We start from the raw sequence: 17,680 nt of genomic DNA on the forward strand, positions 1-17,680 counted from the left end.
GCCGAGCGAAGGGGTAGCGGCATGGGAAGTGAAGTGTCCAGCCGCACTTTCACCAGAGACGACCGCCAGCGTTATCGGGAGAAGATGCAGCGGAGTCTCGACGCATTGGCCACGATGCTGGCCGAAGACACGTTCTCCTTTCCCCGTCGCCAGATGGGGCTCGAGATCGAGCTGAACCTCGTCGACGACGCGATGCGGCCGGCGATGGCGAACTCGGAGGTCCTCGAGAAGATCGACGACCCCTCCTACACCCTGGAGCTGGGACAGCAGAACCTGGAGATCAACGTCCCCCCGCGGGAGCTCGCCGGGGGTGAGATGCTCGGCCTGGAGGAGGAACTGCGGCAGTCGCTCGACAACGCGGACTCCAAGGCCAACGACGCGGGCGCGAACCTCGCCATGATCGGCCTGCTGCCCACGTTGCGGGAGCGGCACTTCGACCGCAAGTGGCTCTCCGACGGGCCGCGGTACGCGCTGCTCAACGACACCATCTTCAAGGCCCGTGGCGAAGAGATGGTGCTGCACATGGAGGGCCCGGCGATGCCGGGCAAGGGGCCGGAGAAGCTGCTCAGCTACGCGGACTCGATCCTGCCGGAGGCCGCGTGCACCTCGGTGCAGCTGCACCTGCAGGTCGAGCCGACGCACTTCGCCGCGCATTGGAACGCCGCGCAGTGCCTGGCCGGGGTCCAGGTCGCCATCGCCGCGAACTCGGCTTTCCTGCTGGGCAAGGCGCTCTGGCACGAGACCCGCATCCCGTTGTTCGAGCAGGCCACCGACACCCGCCCGGACGAGCTGAAGAACCAGGGCGTCCGTCCGCGCGTGTGGTTCGGTGAACGGTGGATCACGTCGATCTTCGACCTGTTCGAGGAGAACGTGCGCTACTTCCCCAGCCTGCTGCCCGAAACCGACGACGAGGACCCGTTGGAGGTCCTGGAAGCCGGTGGCGCGCCTCGTCTTTCGGAGCTGCGCCTGCACAACGGCACGATCTGGCGCTGGAACCGCCCGGTCTACGACGTCGTCGACGGCGTGCCGCACCTGCGCGTCGAGAACCGGGTCCTGCCCGCGGGTCCCACGGTGCTCGACACGATGGCCAACGCAGCCTTCTTCTACGGTGCGCAGCGCGCGCTCACCTCGCAGGAACGTCCACTGTGGACGCAGATGTCCTTCCAGGCGGCCGAGGAGAACCTCTACACCGGCGCCAGGCACGGCATGCACGCCCAGCTGTACTGGCCGGGCATCGGCTGGATCCCTCCGGACGAGCTCGTGCTGCGCCGACTCCTGCCGATGGCGCACGAGGGCCTGCGTGACTGCGGCGTCTCCGACGAGGCCCGCGAACGCTACCTCGGCGTGATCGAGCAGCGCTGCCTCGCGCGGCGCACGGGATCGTCGTGGCAGCGGGAAACCGTTGCGCTGCTGGAAGAACGCGGCATGTCGAGGGACGCGGCGCTGTCCGGCATGCTCAAGCGGTACATGGAGCTGATGCACGCGGGCGAGCCCGTGCACACGTGGCACGTCGGCTAGGCCCTGCCCTGCAAGTCTCGACCGTGACTCTCATCGAACGGACTTACAGGACAGGGCCTAGTCCGGTTCACCACGTCGTCAGCTTGCTCCGGAACGCCCGCAGCACGTCGTTGGGCAGGCCCGTCGCCGTGACCGGCCTGCCCTGCACCTCGACGCTCGAGTCCGCGCCCACGAAGACGACGACCGCCAGCCGCGGGGTGTACCCGATCATCCAGGCGTGCCGGACCACGTCCCCGTCCTTCACCTCGACGGGCAGGCACGCCGCCTCCGGGTGGTCGCCGCAGAGCGGATCGGCACGCAACTCCTCGGTGACCCGCGCCGCGAACTCCTTGCTGCGCCCGGGATCCAGGCCCAGAGCGGGCCTGGACGCGGTCGCCGCCCGGTACAGCGTCTTGCCGCCGGCCTCGGTGACGTGGGTGACGAAGTGCGTCTCGTGGTGCATGCCCTCAGCCGCGAAGGTCGCGTAGGCGGTCGCGACGTCGAGCGGCCTCAGCAGCGCCTCGCCGGTGGCGAGCAGGTCCGTCCTCCTGCCCCCGACCTCCGCGCTCTCCGGCACCCCGGCCGCTCGCATGAGCGCCACCGACCCGAACGGCCGCGTCGCGTCGCCGGCAGCCCTGACCACGCCACCGGCGTGGTCCGCGGCGGGGTCCAGCCCCGGCGCGTACGCCCTCACGCTGCCATTGGCCGGGTCGACCGCCGTGATCGACGCCGGGCGTGCGGCCGCCAGCTGACGGATCACCTCCGTCGCACCGGCCTGCGCCTTCGAGTCGATCGTCGTGACCACCAGCGCGCCGCCCGCGGCGCGGAGCTGGTCGAGAGACGTCCCGACCGTCCCGAGTTCCCGCAGCACCTGCTGGACCAGCGGCGTCTCCGGCTGACCGGAACGCCACAGCAGCGAGCCGTCCGAGTGCTGCAGCACGACGTCACCGGCGGCGATGGCCTCCGATGACGCCTCAGGCCGTTGCCACACAACAGCTCCGACGACCGCCGCGACGAGAACCAGCGCGCCCAGAGCAGGCAGGAACCGCTTCATAGAATCCCCCAGCGAGAAACTCCCCCAGGGAATCGAATGTAGCGGTGCCGTCCAGCCTCAGGCCTCGACGTCCGGGAGCCGGTCTAGCGGCGGCGACCTGCCTTCAACGGCGCGACGTCCGCACCGTCGTGGGACGTCCGGCACTCGTCGGGCGTCACGGCCTCGACCGCCAGCGTCAGCTCGCCCTTCACGCCGGTGTAGATCGACTCACCGCGCGACGCGAGTGAGGCGTGCACGCGGTTGGAGTCGGTGAAGTCGCGTTCGTCCTTCACGCGTTTCTTGCCGGTCTCCTCGGGCCTCGTCGCGCTGCGGAGGTTGACCTCCAGCCACGCGGCGACCTCGGCCGGCGACGTGAGCACTTCCTCTGGGGTGCGTTCCAGCCGAACCTGCCGAGGAGAGGCGTGATCGAGTGACGTGTGCTCCACATAGGCGTGCCAGTGGGTGTTGCGCATCGACCAGGTCTGTTCGACCGGCCAGTCCTCCTCGGTGGTCATGACTCCTATCTTCCACCCTTCACACGAGGAAACGTGAGAAGGTCGCGGACGTTGATCTCGTGATCCACCCGCACGGCCGATGCGAGCCGCCGATCGTGCGTGACCAGCAACAACGTTCCCTCGTAGCTTTCGAGCGCCTGTTCCAGCTGTTCGATGGCCGGCAGGTCGAGGTGGTTCGTGGGTTCGTCCAGGACCAAACAGGTCGTGCCACGAGCTTGCAACAAGGCCAAGCCGGCGCGGGTGCGTTCGCCCGGTGAGAGCTCCCGTGCCGGCCGCAGCACGGCGTCGGCACCGAGCCGGAACTTGGCCAGCAGCGTGCGCACCTCGACGTCCGGCAGCCCGGCCGCGTCCGCCACGATCCGCAACGCGCTGTCGTCGCTCGCGAACTCGGCCCGCAGCTGGTCGACCTCACCGACGACGACACCGGGGCCGGTCGAGCGATCTCCGCGCGTGAGCGGGATGCGGCCGAGCAGCGCGCCGAGCAGCGTCGACTTGCCGGAGCCGTTGGGCCCGGTGATCCGCCACCGCTCGCCGGCGCCGATCGTGAGGTCGATCGGCCCGAGCGTCACGTCGCCGCGGCTGACCACGGCCTGGCGCAGGGTGAACGCGACCGAGCTGCCGCGTCCCGCCGACGGGAGGGTGAGCCGGAGCTGCCACGCCTCGCGCGGTTCCTCGACCTCCTCCATCCTCGCGAGCTGACGGTCCACAACGGACGCTTTGGCGGTCAGGCCCTCCGCGCCGCGTTTGTGGGCGGCCCGGATGTTGCGGTCCGGTTCGTCGTTCTGCGTCTTGGCACTCGTCGCCCGGCGCACACCCTTGCGCGACCACTCCCGCACCTGACGGCTGCGCTGAGTCAGCGACTCGCGCTTGGTCTCGTACGCCTCGTACTCCTCGTGCGCCCGGCGTTCCGCGTTCGCCTTCTCCTCGACGTAGGCGTCCCACCCGCCACCGAACACGGCGATCTTGTGGGAGAACTCGTCGAGTTCGGCGATCGCGGTCGTGGTGCGCGCGAGGAACTCCCGGTCGTGGCTGACCAGCACGATCGCGCCCTGGTACGCCCCGACGTGGGACTCCAGCAGGTCGAGCCCGGCGGCGTCGAGGTCGTTCGTCGGCTCGTCGAGCAGCAGCACGTCGGCACGCGTGAGGAGGACCGCGGCGAGCCTGAGCCGCGCCTGCTGGCCACCGGACAACTCGTCCGGCTCCCGGCCGTCGAGCAGGTCGGCCCGCAGCCCCAGGCGTTCGCAGACGACGTCAGCGCGTTCGTCGAAGTCACCGGCACCGATGGCGGTCCAGTGGTCGAACGCGTCGGAGTAGCGCTCGCCGCCGCCGTCCGCGAGTGCCTCGGCCTCCCGCTGCAGCCACCGCTCGGCCTGCGCGACGCCGGTGCGGCGCGCGAGGTGGTCGCGCAACGACTCTCCGGCTACGTGGAGGGTCTCCTGCGTCAGGTGCGCGACGGTCCCGGTGCTGGAGACAGATCCGGATTCCGGCGGCAGCTCACCGGCGAGCAGGCGGAGCAACGTGGACTTGCCGACGCCGTTGGGCGCGATCAGGCCGACGCGGTCACCAGGCGAAACATCGAAATCAACCTCCGAGATCACGGTCCTCGGACCGAACGACAGCGAAACGTTCCTGGCTGTCAGCACGGACACGCTGTCGACGGTACGGCCCTCCGCAACTGGTTTACTCGGCCTTGTTGCTAGTAAGTTGCAAGTACCAATAGATTGCAGGAGACGTCATGGGCCAGTACGTGCTGCCGGATCTCGACTACGACTACGGCGACCTCGAGCCGGCGATCATCGGCGAGATCAACGAGCTGCACCACGGCAAGCACCACGCGGCCTACGTGAAGGGCGCGAACGACACGCTGGAGCAGATCGAGGAGGCCCGCGACAAGGAGTCCTTCGGCTCCATCGTCGGCCTCGAGACCACGCTGGCGTTCCACCTGGCGGGCCACGCGCTGCACCAGGTGTGGTGGAAGAACCTCTCACCCGACGGCGGCGACAAGCCGGTCGGCGAGCTCGCGGCGGCGATCGACGAGCACTTCGGCTCGTTCGACAAGTTCCGCGGCCAGCTCAACGCCGCCGCGTCCTCGATCCAGGGCTCCGGCTGGGGCATCCTCGCGTGGGAGCCGATCGGGCAGAAGCTGGTCACGCTGCAGCTCAAGGACCACCACTCGAACCTGTCGATCGCGACCACGCCGCTGCTCGCGTTCGACATCTGGGAGCACGCGTACTACCTGCAGTACCGCAACCTGAAGGCCGACTACATCTCGGCTCTGTGGAACGTCGTCAACTGGGACGACGTCAACGCCCGCTTCGAAGCGGCGCGTGCGGGCCAGAACGGCCTGCGGCTCTGACCCGCTGAGGCTTCGGCAGTGGATGCTCCGACAAGCTCCTGCTGCTGAAAAACGACGAGGCCCCCCTCTGCCCAGAGGGGGGCCTCGTCCGTTCCCGAACTGACTGCCGCTCCCACCACGAAGCGACGAGACTTAGGTTAGCCTAACTTAGCTGTCTTGGGAAGGCCTCCTGATCAGACCCCTCGCGACCAGTTCGACGACGGTCGCCACGGCGGCGGCCTCGACGGCCAGCAGGGCCAGGAGCACCACGATCTGCAGGGCACCGGCCTGCCAGACCGGCGCGCCGCCGAGCAGCATTCCGACGAATGCACCCGGAAGGGTGACAAGCCCGACCGTCCTGGTCTGGTCGAGCGGCGGCAGCAGCGCCTCGGCAGCGGGGTGGCGGATGATCAGGCAGACCGCGTCACGTTCGCCGAAGCCCATCGCGCGGGCCGCCTCGTACTCGCCGTGGCGGTCCCTGAAGGTGTCAAGGGCCCTCCGTGCGGACAGCGTGGTGGCGGTCATGGCACCACCGATCAGGATGCCGCCCACCGGGATCAGCGCGATGCCCTGGACGGGAAGCAGACCGATGGCGAGCAGCAGGCCGAGCGCGGGGACAGCGCCGACCAGGATCGAGAGCGCGACCCAGACACCCTTGCGGCCCGCCCCGGTGCGCCGGGCCGAGGTGGCGGTGGCCACGACGGCCATCACGCCGAGGAACGCCCACGTGAGCCCGAGGTGGGTCAGGACGAACGTGATCACGGCCGACACGGCCGCGAGCTGGAGGGCGGCACGTGCCGCCGCCTTGAGGAACGGCTTCGGCGTGGCGAGACCGGCGAACCACGCGATGGCACCGGCGGCGGCCGTGAAGACGACGCAGACGATCAGCAGCCGAACCCAGTCGGTGGCGAGGATCATGCGCGGCTACGCGTCTTCGAGGCCCTGCTGGGCCCCGCGTGACCCTCGCCTCGCGGCCCGGCGTTGCCAGTAGAACACTCCGTACCCGATGATCCCGAGCGAGCTTCCGGACAGGGTCGTCCAGATCAGGGTGCTGTTCGATCGATCGAAGAGCAGGACCACGAAAAACCCGAGGAACCACAGCGCGGTACCACCCAGCACGACAGGCACGGGATCTGCCAGCCTGTGCGGCAACGAAGGCGGGTGTGGGGCGGAGTCGCGTTCGGACACATCGTAAGGAGAGCAGATGCTGGACGGGTTCTTCAAGATTTCCGAGCGCGGGTCGACCGTGGCGCGCGAGGTGCGCGGCGGTGTCGTGACCTTCTTCACGATGGCGTACATCGTCGTGCTGAACCCGCTGATCATCGGCAGCTTCGCGCCGACCGGTCCCGGATCGCACCCGGACGTGCTCGGCAACATCCTCCCCGTCGGCCAGGTGGCGGCGGTGACGGCGCTGGTCGCCGGTGTGATGACCATCCTCTTCGGACTCATCGCCAACTACCCGTTCGCGCTGGCCACAGGTTTGGGCATCAACTCGTTCGTCGCGGTCTCCGTCGCGGCGAAGGTCACCTGGCCCGAGGCGATGGGGCTCATCCTCGTCAACGGCCTGGTCGTCCTCCTTCTGGTCGTCACGGGCGTGCGGACCGCGGTGTTCAACGCCGTGCCGAACGAGCTCAAAGCCGCGATCGCCGTCGGCATCGGCCTGTTCATCACCTTCATCGGCCTGGTCGACGCCGGCTTCGTCCGCCGCCTCCCGGACGCCGCGAACACCACGGTGCCGGTCGGTCTCGGCATCAACGGGTCGATCGCGAGCTGGCCGACCCTCGTCTTCGTCGTGGGCCTCGTCGTCACGGGTGTGCTGTTCGCGCGCAGGATCAAGGGCGCGATCCTCATCGGCATCGTCGCGACGGCGATCTTCGCGATCGTCCTCGAGGCGATCGTCAAGGCGGGCCCGTCCGCCGGCGTCAACGCCAAGGGCTGGAACCTCGGCTACCCCGCCCTGCCCGACCAGGTCTTCGGCGTCCCGGACCTCAGCCTGCTCGGCGACGTGTCGTTCGGCGCCTGGACCAGGATCCCGGCACTGGCCGCCGCGCTGATCGTCTTCACCCTCGTCCTGACCGACTTCTTCGACACCGTCGGCACGATGACCGGCCTGGGCAAGGAGGCCGACCTGATCAAGGAGGACGGCCAGCTGCCCAACGTCAGCAAGGCCCTGTTCGTCGACGGCCTCGGCGCCGTGGCCGGCGGTGCCGCGTCCAGCTCGTCGAACACCGTCTACATCGAATCCGCGTCCGGCATCGCGGAGGGCGCCAGGACGGGCCTCGCGAACGTCGTGACCGGCGTCCTGTTCCTCCTGGCGATGTTCTTCACGCCGCTCTACGAGGTCGTGCCGATCGAGGCCGCCGCGCCCGCGCTGGTGATCGTCGGCGCGCTGATGATGATGCAGATCCGCGACATCGACTTCAGCGACTTCAGCATCGCCCTCCCCGCGTTCCTCACGATCGTCGTCATGCCGTTCACCTACTCGATCGCGAACGGCATCGGCGCCGGCTTCGTCAGCTACGTGCTGCTCAAGGCCATGACTGGCAAGGCGCGCGGAATCCACCCGCTGATGTGGGTCGTGGCGGCCGCTTTCGTCGTCTACTTCTCACTGGGACCTATCCAGGCCCTGGTGAGTTGACCTTTCGGCAGGAAACTATTTCGTGAGGTATGCTAACTACGTGGCGATCGATCAGCACGGACTGGCGAGCAGGCTCAGGCTTGCCGTCGTTCGCCTCAACCGCCGCCTGCGGGCGCAGCGCACCAACTCGTCGGTGTCGCTCACCCAGGTGTCAGCACTCTCCACACTGCACAAGTGCGGCCCGCTGACCCCAGGCGAACTGGCGGCAAAAGAAGGCGTGCAGCCGCCGTCGATGACGCGCGTGATCGCCGCCCTGGAGGAGTTCGGCTTCGCAACCAGGAGCCCGCACCCCACCGACGGCCGTCAAGCCATCGTCGAGCTCACGGGCGAAGGCTTGTCGTACCTGGAAGACGAGATCACGGCCCGCGAAGCGTGGCTGGACAAGAGGCTGGCCGAGCTGGACCCCGAGGAACGGGAACTGCTCACACACGCCGCCGAAATCATCGACAGGATGGCGGGTCGGTAAGAACGTGTCGGGTTACGCGGGTGGTGGAGCAGACAGTTCGCCACCTCGTCGTACCGGAATGTTCGGATCGTTAGGCATATACAACTACCGCCTCTACGCCTCGGGCCAGATCATCTCGCTGGTCGGCGTCTGGATGCAGCGAGTGGCCCAGGACTGGCTGGTCCTGGAACTGTCCAACGGCTCCCCGATGGCCCTCGGCATCGCCGCTTCACTCCAGTTCCTCCCGGTCCTGCTGCTCTCCATGTGGGGCGGCGTCCTCGCCGACCGCATGGACAAGCGCAAACTCCTGCTCTGGCTGGAATCAGCACTGGGCATCTGCGCCCTGGCCCTGGGCATCCTCGACGTGACCGGAGTGGTGGAACTCTGGCACGTCTACCTGCTTTGCTTACTGCTAGGCGCCTTCTCAGCGGTAGAAACCCCAGTGCGCCAATCGTTCGTGGTCGAAATGGTAGGCCGCGACCAGCTGACCAACGCCGTGGCGATCAACTCGATGATGTTCAACCTGGCCCGCATCATCGGCCCGGCCATCGCAGGCTTGGCGATCGTGGCCATTGGCACGGGTTGGGTCTTCCTGGCGAACGCCATCAGCTTCATAGGCGTAGTGGGCGGCATCTGGCTGATGCGGACAACACAACTACTGCGCTCCGACCCCCTCCCAAGGGAAAAGGGCCAACTGCTCTCAGGCCTCCGCTACGTGAGAAGCCGCCCAGACCTCATGACGGTCATGCTCCTGGTGTTCTTCATCGCCACCTTCGGCATGAACTTCTACATGACGCTGGCGATCATGGCCCGCAACGTCTTCGGCGGAGACGCAGACGCCTACGGCCTGCTCTCCACCCTCATAGCGGTAGGCACCCTCGCAGGCGCAACCCTGGCAGCCAAACGAAAAACACCGAAGATGTCGGTCTTCATCGGCTCAGGCGTCATCTTCGGCGTACTGGAAATCATCTCGGGCATGATGCCGACGATGCTCCTGACCGGCCTGATGATGATCCCGGTGGGCGTAGCGATGATGACCTTCAACACCACGGCGAACGCCACCATCCAACTAGCAGTAGAACCAGAGATGCGCGGCCGGGTGATGGGCATCTACATGCTGGTGTTCCTGGGCGGCAACCCGGTGGGCGGCCCACTGATGGGTTGGCTGGGCGAGATCAACGGCAGAGCCCCGATCATCATCGGCGGAGCCGTGTCCATGCTGGTGACGATCACAGCGTGGATCATCCTCGTGAAGCGAGGGGACATCGGGAAGCCGCGGCTGAGAAGGCGACAACCCCCACGCAATGCCGAAGGCGAGCCGTCTTTACCAAGCGGGCCTGGCGGTGGGGTCCCGTCACGAGTCGCGCCATAGCTCTTGCTGCATGAGAGAAGGGGTGTCAAGCGGACACGCTTTTCGTCCGCTTGACACCCCTTCTCTCATGTGGCCCGCTCTTGGTGCGGCTCGTGACGGGACCCCACCGCCACAACGCACTCTCTGAGCAACCGGCGGCCGCCCAACGCAACAGGCGTGCCATCAACCCGCCCGTGGCGCCCTCCCCCGATCAGATTGCCGGGGGTCTGGGGGCAGCGCCCCCAGGAAAACGCACGCAACCGCGACCAGGCCGCTCGCAAGGCGACCGCCCGCATGGTCGCCGCCCGCAAATCAACCAAGCAACGTAGCCGCAGAGGGATCAGAAATCAGCGCAACAAAGGTGTGCCGATCCCCCCACCGCCCAGAAACCCAAGCCAACGCCCGCCCAAGCCCTTCAGGCGAGTCAGCAGCATGGGGAACCCCATCCACCATCCACCACTCAACCCGCTGCCCGTCGACCTGCAAATCCTCATGCACAACCACAACACCGTCAGGCAGCGCAACCTCGAGCAACTCACAGGCCATCCGAACAGCCCCAAGTTCCTGCCACTGAACAACCTCACCGACGTGATCCGGAGACCCCTCGAACTCCTCAGAGGCCAACGCCAGGTCCAACAGGTCAGCAAGCTCCTCAGACCCGTCAGCCAGCAAAACCCGGGAAGCCGGAACCACCCCGAGCAACCACGGATGATCCAGCACCACAACATCGTCAGCGGCAACGACGGCCCCGGACAACACCCGAACCCGCTCAGGCGGCGAAAAATCCCCCTCGGGCAGCCCCGCATGGGCCCGCAAAACCACAGCGTCAGCGACTACACGATCAGCATCCCCAAGCCGCTCCAACACGAACTCGGCATCGTCATCGTCGAGAATCTCCAACGAGGACCGAACCCCAGCCGCCCGCAACACATGCTCAGGCAACTCAAAATCCGGCACAACGTCGAAAAGCCCGTCCAACAACGACGCACCAGGAAGCCGGTACGAGCGAGGCGCGGCACCCCCGAGCGACGCGTAGCGAGCAATCCACCAGCCCGTGTACCCATCAGGCTCGGTGACCGCGCGCCAAGTCACCGGATCAGCGGCCAGCATCCGCAACGCCGCAGGCCAGTCGGCGACGAGGTCCAGATCCCGGACCCCCACCACCCGACGGGGCTCATCAACAACGGACGACCACCACGCCGACTCATCGGCAAGATCATGATCCGGCCCGGACGGCTCGTCATCGACCACCAACGAGAACCCGTCGACAACCCCGGCCGCAACCAACGCGGCACGCGAGTAAGTCTCAGCGATCTCCTTGGACAACAACGGAAAAGCATCAGCCTCGACCACACCGACCAACGGCGAATCAGGCAGAAGCAACTCATCGGCCCGATGCCATTCACCATCGGAGTCCGGCAGGGCAAGCGCCCCCAGCCAGGGCTCCTCACCGGCCCGAACCCCAGCGAGATCCACCAGCCGCAACACGGTCTCGACCAGGTCCAGCCCGTCGAGCCCGGCCTCAGCGTCCTCCAACGACCGAGCCACGTTCTCGCGCAACGAAGGATCGGCGAGCAACTCGGCAGCGCCGGCCTCGACAGCCCCCAGCCGCACCAGCAACGGATGCACGGCGTCGGGGTGGACGACCCGCAAGCCGGGCAACGGCTCATCGGCGATCAAAGTAGTGCGCGGCCCGGTGACCACACGCCCGTCGGCCAACGGCACCGGCAAAGCCGCCAAAGCCTCACGAACGTCCGGATCCACCTCGGCCAACGGCGAAAACGCCGCATAGACGTCACGCCACCAGCCGGGATCACCAGAGACCCCGGACAAAGCCGCGACGACCTCGGCGGTGGTGACCCGCGGAACCTCCAGCGCAGCCAAGGCAGCCGCGTGCACAGGGGCGGACAACTCAGCGTCCAGCAACCCGGGCAGAGCGTCCTCGACGAGGTCGACGAGCTCCTCGGAGCCGACATCGAGCACACGCGCCCGAGAAGGCTCGATCCACTCACCAGAAGCCAACGGCAACCAGGCGGAAGCCCGCAACGACCGCAGCACACCGGTACGCAGCCGATCGTCCACTTCGGACAACGGGAAACCGGGCAGCGGCACCAGCGAGGTCCGCTCGATGGCAGGAACGCGAGCGACAAGCGCCGGGTAGGCAGCAGCAGCGGCGTCCAGCACGGCCCACGCCGCAGGCCCGGGCAGGATCCGGCGACGAGAAGGCTCGACCGGCAGGGTCGCGATCAACCGAGCCGGCAACGACAACCGCTCGTCGGTCGGGGTCGGCGCGTGCAGCACGTCCTCACCCAACGGAGAATCCAGCGGGTAGGCCCAGGACACGGTCCACTGAGGACGCTGCTCGACACCCTGCACGAGCTCGGAAGGCAGCTCGCCGACGGTCCGCTCGACCAGCCAGCGCGCCGGACCGACCGTGACGACGCCGTCGTCGGAGACGGAGCGTTCCCACGACTGGGAACCGATCTCGATCCGCCGCAACCCCGGCAGGGCCAGCAGCAGGTCCGGGACCTCGGCAGCCAGGTCGTCCAGCGACAGGTCGACCTTCAACGGCAGCCGGACCTCGGTCGCGAACCCCTCCGGCACGTCCTCGACGACCGGCCAGACCAGGCGCAGCACCGGCACGTCGCCGCCGCGTTCGGAAGCGAGGTCCGGGACCTCGGCCTGCGTCCGCGCCAGGGAGAACTCGACGCCACCGGAGACGGACACCACGCGCGGGGCGTCCGAGACGGTCAGCACGGCCGCGAAGCCGACGCCGAACTGCCCGACGCCGGACTCCTTCGACGACGCCCGCAGCGAAGCCAGCGCGGCGACGCCGGCGGACGTCAGCGGAGCGCCGGTGTTGGCGGCACGCAGCTCACCGTCGATGAGAGTGATCCGCAACACACCCGGCGTGGAACCGGCCGCGTCGGAGGCGTTCTGGGCCAGTTCGACGAGCAGCCGGTCCCGGTAGCCACCGAGGCGCAGGTCTTCTTCGGCGTTCGCGTCTTCACGGAAACGGGTGGGCGAACCACGCCATGCGGCGAGGACCGAGGTGCGCAGGGCCTCGGTGCCGAACGGATCGGTCACTCCGAATCTTCCAGGACGTCCAGCTGCGCGTCGTCGTAGACGAGGTCGGCCACCGGCACCATCGGGCTGATGTCGACCTCGACCTGGGAGTGCGCGCCGCAGCCGTACTCGACGTGCACGACGTGGCCGTCCGCGGGCGCGATCTCGTTCGCGCAGACGCCGAACGCGGCGCCGAACGCGCCGGCCACGCGGGTGTAGAAACCGCAGGTGCCGCAGTGCGCGGGGGCGCTGCGGGCCATGTCGGAACGCGGGCCGAAGTCCGAGGTCTCCCAGCGGTCGGCAGCTTCGAGGCGGCCCTCGCGGGACAGGACGCGGGTGCGGCCGAGGCCGATCTCCAGCGCCACCTCCTCGATCGCGGGGTCGTCGGAGTGCACGTAGGCCTCGACCAGGCGCGGGTCGTTCTCCCGGGGCGGCATGAGGTCGCCCACGCCCAGGTCACCGGCACGGACCCGTTCGCTCCACGGCACCCACTCGGGGGCGACCAGGGCGTCCTGGCCGGGCAGCAGCACGACCTCGCTGATGGAGACGGGGGAACCCTCGCCTGCGTAGGCGACGGTCACGGCCCAGCTCCAGCCGCGGTAGCCGGCGTGCTCGGCTTCGAAGAGGTGCGTGACGGAGTACTCGTCCTCTCCGTGCACCCCGACATGAGCGCCGACGCTCTCCACACCCGCCTCTTCTTCTGCGGCGGCGCGGGCGAGATCAACGGCGTCGAGGAGCATCTCAGTCGCGGTCACGTCATGAATTGTGCCGCAGGACTTCGCCGGGACGAAAACTCGTGCCACCCTCCGTTGGGTGCGCTCACCCGTCTGGCTGGTCGTCGTCGCGGTCTTGGCCGCCTGTTCGACGCCGCAAGAAGCAAAACCGCAGGTAGAAGTCCTGCAGAAGATTCCGCATGATGCAACGGCGTTCACCCAGGGGTTGGAACTCGTCGACGGAGTCCTCTACGAGGGCACCGGCCTGGAGGGCCAGTCGACGATGCGCGCGCTCGATCCGTCGAGCGGCGACGTCCAGAAGAAGGTCGACCTGCCGCCGGACCTCTTCGGCGAGGGCATCACGGTCGTCGGCGACACCATCTGGCAGATCACGTGGCAGAACGGCATCGCGATCGAACGCGACCGCAGGACGCTGGACGAGCTCCGCCGCGTGAGCTACCAGGGCGAGGGCTGGGGCATCTGCGACGACGGCCGGCGCCTGGTGATGAGCGACGGCACCGCCAAGCTGACCTTCCGCGACCCCAGGTCGTTCCAGGAGACCGGCAGCGTGCAGGTCACCCGCGACGGCAAGCCGCTGACGCAGCTGAACGAGCTGGAGTGCGTCGGCGGCAAGGTCTGGTCGAACGTCTGGAAGACCGACGAGATCGTCCGCATCGACCCGGCCACCGGGAAGGTCGTGAACACCTACGACCTCGCGTCGCTCAAGCCCTCCGGTGACGTGGACGTCCTCAACGGCATCGCGCACGTCCCGGGGACCAACGAGTTCCTGGTCACAGGCAAGAACTGGCCGACCATCTTCCGAGTGAGGTTCAACGGGATGGGGCAGGATTGAGGGTGTGACCGGCGACCGCGGGTGGAGTGACGAACCGACTCCGAAGCGCTACCCGTGGCAGGACGACGAGTACCAGCCGCGGCAGCGTCGCGGAACACCGTCCGAGCACGGTTTCCAGCCGCCACCGAAGCGTCCCCAGAACACCCGTCCGCTGCCCAACCAGGACCAGCAGACGACGCCGACGCCCAAGCCGCCGCGCAAGCTGACGGTCACGCGTGTGGCGTGGTTCCGCAGCAAGCAGATCTCGCAGAAGGCGGTCGCGGCGTTCCGGCGCGCGGCCCGCGCCGACGGCGCCGGCAAGTCCGGCATGACGTCGGTCACCTACGCGGTGATGATGAACTACGCCGCCGACGCCGCGATGGCCGTCGCGCTGGCGAACACGCTGTTCTTCAGCGCGGCCACTGCGGAGTCCAAGACCAAGGTCGCGCTCTACCTGCTGATCACGGTCGCGCCGTTCGCGTTGATCGCGCCGGTGATCGGCCCGTTGCTCGACAGGATCCAGCGCGGCCGCAGGCTCGCCCTCGCGGCGTCCTGCGTGCTGCGCGTCGGGCTGGCGGTCGTGATGGCGCTGAACTTCGACAACTGGCTGTTGTACCCGGCTGCGCTGGGCAGCATGGTGCTGTCCAAGTCGTTCACCGTGCTCAAGTCCGCGATCACGCCGCGGGTGCTGCCGCCGGACATCACGCTGTCCAAGACCAACGCCCGCATGACGATCTTCGGACTCGCGGCGGGCGGGGTGTTCGGCGCGCTCGCCGCGGGCTTCGCGAACGTGTTCGGCTCACCGGGCGCGCTGTGGTTCACCGCCGCGTTGTGCCTGGTGAACGCGTGGCTGTGCATGAAGATCCCGTCGTGGGTCGAGGTGACCGAGGGCGAGGTCCCGGCGACGTTGACGGCCAGGCCCGCCAAGCAACGCATCTCCCGGCACGTCGCGGTCTCTTTGTGGGGCAACGGTTCCATCCGCATGCTGACGGGGTTCCTGACGCTCTTCGCGGCGTTCGTGGTCCGCGAGCAGACCGAGGGCGACGCCGTCCAGCAACTGCTTCTGCTCGGCGTGATCGCCGGCGCGGCGGGCGTCGGCAGCTTCCTCGGCAACGCGATCGGCGCGCGCCAGCAGTTCGGCAAGCCGGACGAGGTGGTCATCGCCTGCGTCGCGACGGCGCTGGCCGCCACCATCGTCGCCGCCGCGCTGCCCGGCCTGGTCACCGCCGCGATCGTCGGCCTGCTGGGCGCCACGGCGTCGTCGCTGGCCAAGATCAGCCTCGACGCGGTGATCCAGGACGACCTGCCGGAGGAGTCGCGCGCGTCCGCGTTCGGCCGCTCCGAGACGATCCTGCAGCTCGCGTGGGTCTTCGGCGGTGCGCTCGGCGTGCTGCTGCCCGCCACGTTCTGGGTCGGCTTCCTGGTGCTCGCCGTGCTGCTCGCCTTGGGCCTCGCGCAGACGTGGATGTACCGCAACGGCACGTCGTTGCACAGGCTGGTCCGCAGGCCCTCACCGGTGACCCCGTAGGCTGCCTGACGTGCGTCGACTTGCTTCTGTGATGGCTGCCAGTGTTCTCGTGCTGTCCGGCTGCTCCCTGCAGCGGCACGACCCCGAGGTCACGTTCTACGCGAACGGCAAGACCATCCGCATCGAGCCGACGATCTACTGCGACGTCGAGGGCTCCAACTGCGCCGAGAAGAACCCGCCGGGCGCGCTGAAGGTGCCGGCGGGCAAGGTCGTGCAGATCTCGGTGGACGGTCAGCTCGCCAGCGGCCTCTGGGAGGTCGTGTGCGTGTACGAGAACGCCGCCCGCGTGCAGGAGGGCTGCTCCTCGCCGTTGCTCGGCAAGGGCGACGACTACACGTACACGCTGGCCGTGCCGAACGACTCCGACCAGCTGCTGCGCATCGAGGTGCACGAGGCGGCCGGCGCGGTGCTGGAGACCGGCCAGCCGCTCATGCGCGGTTCGTGGGTCGTCGACATCACCCGCTGATCACCGCCTGCCGAACGCCTCCCACCACTCGCTGGGAGCGATCCGCAGAGCGGAGTCGAGCAGGGCCTTGCCGGTGTCGGTGACCACCGACTCCTGCATGGTCTGGATGAAGCGCTCCATCTTGGAGACGCCCGCGGCCTGGTACTCCCTGGCCTGCAACAACAACTCGAGCTTGTCCGCGTCACGCGAGCAGCGCGCCTCGGGCGTGTGGTCGAAGCCCTTGGCGGACTCGTGCTCGGCGACGAGCGCCTCGATGTGCGCGGCCAGCGGCGCGGGCAGGTGCTGGACCTGGTCGCGTGCCACGGCCTCCGGCGGCATCTTGACGTCGAGGTAGAGCTTGCCGACGTACGGGATGTCGCCGATGCGCGCCTCCGGCACGTCGTGGAAGAGGCCCAGGGTCGCCGCCCTGTCGGGGTTCGCGCCTTCCTGGACGGCGATCGCGAACGCCAGAACGCCCACCCGGAACGAGTGGGCGGCCACTGTCTCGGGGTTCTGCACCCCGGCGAAGAGCCACCCCGCTCTGGGCAGGCGTTTGAGCTGGCCGACCTCGTAGACGAAATCGACGATCCTGTCAGCGTCAGACATGACGCTGATCCTTTTACGGATCGAGGTCCCGCGCCACCACGCGGACGGCCTCGGCGACGAGCTTCATGGTCTTCTTGTCGGACGGGTAGCGGCCGCGGCGCAGGTCAGGCTGGACCTTGTTCTCGAGGAGCCTGATCACTTCCTCGATCAGGCCGTGCAGCTCCTCGGCGGGACGGCGACGCGCCTCCGCGACGGACGGCGCCGGGTCGACCAGGCGCACGGACAGCGCCTGCGGACCGCGGCGCCCTTCCGCCATGCCGAACTCGATGCGCTGGCCGGCCTTGAGGCCTTCGACTCCGGCAGGCAGGGCGGCTTTGCGGACGTAGACGTCCTCGCCACCGTCCTGGGTGACGAATCCGAAGCCCTTCTCCGTGTCGTACCACTTGACCTTGCCGGTCGGCACCGCGCTCACCATTCCCTTGCTTCTGCACAACGAACGCGCCCGGGGGCGTGCCCAGGACGCGTCCCACCAGAGTAGCCAGAAGACCTCGGGTAAGGCACCTCCGTTAGGGCCTGCATCGAAGTCCGGTCCGATGAGAATCGCGCTTGAGGTGGTTCCTGGTGGTGCGGCCGGATGGCCCGCATACCGGTGTTGTATGTGGGTCGTCCGGCCGTGCCGCCAGGGGCCGCCTCGGGCCCGGCTATCGCGGGCCGGACTTCGATGCAGGCCCTACCG

At 68.2% G+C, this 17,680-nt stretch carries 17 protein-coding genes; 8 read left to right on the top strand and 9 right to left on the bottom strand.

Annotated elements, in window-relative coordinates; all coding sequences use genetic code 11:
* Positions 1-21 precede the first annotated feature (21 nt).
* Positions 22-1,518, top strand: coding sequence for a glutamate-cysteine ligase family protein (locus tag DFR72_RS16110; protein WP_090065377.1), 1,497 nt, complete (start codon positions 22-24; stop codon positions 1,516-1,518).
* 67 nt (positions 1,519-1,585) lie between these two features.
* Here the strand turns inward: DFR72_RS16110 and DFR72_RS16115 are convergent, their stop codons facing one another.
* The 3 genes from DFR72_RS16115 to DFR72_RS16125 form a co-directional block, all read right to left on the bottom strand.
* Entirely contained in the window at positions 1,586-2,551 is a 966-nt protein-coding gene (locus DFR72_RS16115) for a hypothetical protein (RefSeq protein ID WP_090065376.1), read from the bottom strand.
* An 83-nt stretch (positions 2,552-2,634) separates the two neighbouring features.
* On the bottom strand, positions 2,635-3,045 hold the full coding sequence (locus tag DFR72_RS16120; protein WP_030480709.1) for a hypothetical protein: 411 nt from the start codon (positions 3,043-3,045) through the stop codon (positions 2,635-2,637).
* A 5-nt stretch (positions 3,046-3,050) separates the two neighbouring features.
* Positions 3,051-4,694, bottom strand: coding sequence for an ABC-F family ATP-binding cassette domain-containing protein (locus tag DFR72_RS16125; protein WP_090065375.1), 1,644 nt, complete (start codon positions 4,692-4,694; stop codon positions 3,051-3,053).
* A gap of 86 nt (positions 4,695-4,780) precedes the next feature.
* Between DFR72_RS16125 and DFR72_RS16130 the strand changes: the two genes are divergently transcribed.
* Positions 4,781-5,401, top strand: a complete 621-nt coding sequence (locus tag DFR72_RS16130) for a superoxide dismutase (RefSeq protein WP_090065374.1) — start codon at positions 4,781-4,783, stop codon at positions 5,399-5,401.
* A gap of 147 nt (positions 5,402-5,548) precedes the next feature.
* Here DFR72_RS16130 and DFR72_RS16135 read toward each other — a convergent pair whose 3' ends face one another.
* Positions 5,549-6,298, bottom strand: coding sequence for an ABC transporter permease (locus tag DFR72_RS16135; RefSeq protein ID WP_090065373.1), 750 nt, complete (start codon positions 6,296-6,298; stop codon positions 5,549-5,551).
* A 6-nt stretch (positions 6,299-6,304) separates the two neighbouring features.
* Positions 6,305-6,568 carry a DUF2530 domain-containing protein gene (locus DFR72_RS46915; protein ID WP_342768650.1) on the bottom strand — a complete coding sequence of 88 codons (264 nt, stop codon included), beginning with the start codon at positions 6,566-6,568 and terminating at the stop codon, positions 6,305-6,307.
* Positions 6,569-6,584: 16 nt separating this feature from the next.
* Between DFR72_RS46915 and DFR72_RS16145 the strand changes: the two genes are divergently transcribed.
* The 3 genes from DFR72_RS16145 to DFR72_RS16155 are packed head-to-tail and all read left to right on the top strand — an operon-like array spanning position 6,585 to position 9,835.
* Positions 6,585-8,018, top strand: a complete 1,434-nt coding sequence (locus DFR72_RS16145; protein WP_090065371.1) for an NCS2 family permease — start codon at positions 6,585-6,587, stop codon at positions 8,016-8,018.
* Between the two features lie 40 nt (positions 8,019-8,058).
* Positions 8,059-8,484 carry a MarR family winged helix-turn-helix transcriptional regulator gene (locus DFR72_RS16150; RefSeq protein ID WP_425459891.1) on the top strand — a complete coding sequence of 142 codons (426 nt, stop codon included), beginning with the start codon at positions 8,059-8,061 and terminating at the stop codon, positions 8,482-8,484.
* Between the two features lie 58 nt (positions 8,485-8,542).
* Complete coding sequence (locus DFR72_RS16155; protein WP_090065370.1) at positions 8,543-9,835, top strand: MFS transporter; 1,293 nt, start codon at positions 8,543-8,545, stop codon at positions 9,833-9,835.
* Positions 9,836-10,126: 291 nt separating this feature from the next.
* Here the strand turns inward: DFR72_RS16155 and DFR72_RS16160 are convergent, their stop codons facing one another.
* Positions 10,127-12,901: a sacsin N-terminal ATP-binding-like domain-containing protein gene (locus DFR72_RS16160; protein WP_090065369.1), complete on the bottom strand. Its 2,775-nt coding sequence runs from the start codon at positions 12,899-12,901 to the stop codon at positions 10,127-10,129.
* On the bottom strand, positions 12,898-13,635 hold the full coding sequence (locus tag DFR72_RS16165) for a DUF3027 domain-containing protein (protein ID WP_245983019.1): 738 nt from the start codon (positions 13,633-13,635) through the stop codon (positions 12,898-12,900). The genes DFR72_RS16160 and DFR72_RS16165 overlap by 4 nt, the downstream gene beginning before the upstream one ends.
* Positions 13,636-13,693: 58 nt before the next feature.
* Between DFR72_RS16165 and DFR72_RS16170 the strand changes: the two genes are divergently transcribed.
* Genes DFR72_RS16170 through DFR72_RS16180 form a run of 3 tightly spaced genes read left to right on the top strand, consistent with a single transcriptional unit; the run spans position 13,694 to position 16,419 of the window.
* A complete protein-coding gene (locus DFR72_RS16170; RefSeq protein ID WP_090065368.1) occupies positions 13,694-14,446 on the top strand; it encodes a glutaminyl-peptide cyclotransferase in 753 nt (250 codons plus the stop codon).
* Positions 14,447-14,450: 4 nt separating this feature from the next.
* On the top strand, positions 14,451-15,953 hold the full coding sequence (locus DFR72_RS16175) for an MFS transporter (protein WP_245983020.1): 1,503 nt from the start codon (positions 14,451-14,453) through the stop codon (positions 15,951-15,953).
* A 31-nt stretch (positions 15,954-15,984) separates the two neighbouring features.
* A complete protein-coding gene (locus DFR72_RS16180) occupies positions 15,985-16,419 on the top strand; it encodes a DUF2771 family protein (protein WP_090065366.1) in 435 nt (144 codons plus the stop codon).
* Here DFR72_RS16180 and DFR72_RS16185 read toward each other — a convergent pair whose 3' ends face one another.
* Complete coding sequence (locus tag DFR72_RS16185) at positions 16,420-17,004, bottom strand: HD domain-containing protein (RefSeq protein WP_090065365.1); 585 nt, start codon at positions 17,002-17,004, stop codon at positions 16,420-16,422. It lies immediately after the preceding gene.
* 13 nt (positions 17,005-17,017) lie between these two features.
* Positions 17,018-17,407: a cold-shock protein gene (locus DFR72_RS16190; RefSeq protein WP_090065801.1), complete on the bottom strand. Its 390-nt coding sequence runs from the start codon at positions 17,405-17,407 to the stop codon at positions 17,018-17,020.
* Positions 17,408-17,680 lie beyond the last annotated feature (273 nt).

It is taken from the genome of Lentzea flaviverrucosa (genome assembly GCF_003350445.1).
Classification (GTDB): Bacteria; Actinomycetota; Actinomycetes; order Mycobacteriales; family Pseudonocardiaceae; genus Lentzea; species Lentzea californiensis.

What these genes read in the sequence shown, in the direction of transcription:
- DFR72_RS16110 (WP_090065377.1), top strand. Translation starts at nt 22, where the DNA reads ATGGGAAGTGAAGTGTCCAGCCGCACTTTCACCAGAGACGACCGCCAG.
- DFR72_RS16115 (WP_090065376.1), bottom strand. Translation starts at nt 2,551, where the DNA reads ATGAAGCGGTTCCTGCCTGCTCTGGGCGCGCTGGTTCTCGTCGCGGCG.
- DFR72_RS16120 (WP_030480709.1), bottom strand. Translation starts at nt 3,045, where the DNA reads ATGACCACCGAGGAGGACTGGCCGGTCGAACAGACCTGGTCGATGCGC.
- DFR72_RS16130 (WP_090065374.1), top strand. Translation starts at nt 4,781, where the DNA reads ATGGGCCAGTACGTGCTGCCGGATCTCGACTACGACTACGGCGACCTC.
- DFR72_RS16135 (WP_090065373.1), bottom strand. Translation starts at nt 6,298, where the DNA reads ATGATCCTCGCCACCGACTGGGTTCGGCTGCTGATCGTCTGCGTCGTC.
- DFR72_RS16145 (WP_090065371.1), top strand. Translation starts at nt 6,585, where the DNA reads ATGCTGGACGGGTTCTTCAAGATTTCCGAGCGCGGGTCGACCGTGGCG.
- DFR72_RS16155 (WP_090065370.1), top strand. Translation starts at nt 8,543, where the DNA reads ATGTTCGGATCGTTAGGCATATACAACTACCGCCTCTACGCCTCGGGC.
- DFR72_RS16180 (WP_090065366.1), top strand. Translation starts at nt 15,985, where the DNA reads ATGGCTGCCAGTGTTCTCGTGCTGTCCGGCTGCTCCCTGCAGCGGCAC.
- DFR72_RS16185 (WP_090065365.1), bottom strand. Translation starts at nt 17,004, where the DNA reads ATGTCTGACGCTGACAGGATCGTCGATTTCGTCTACGAGGTCGGCCAG.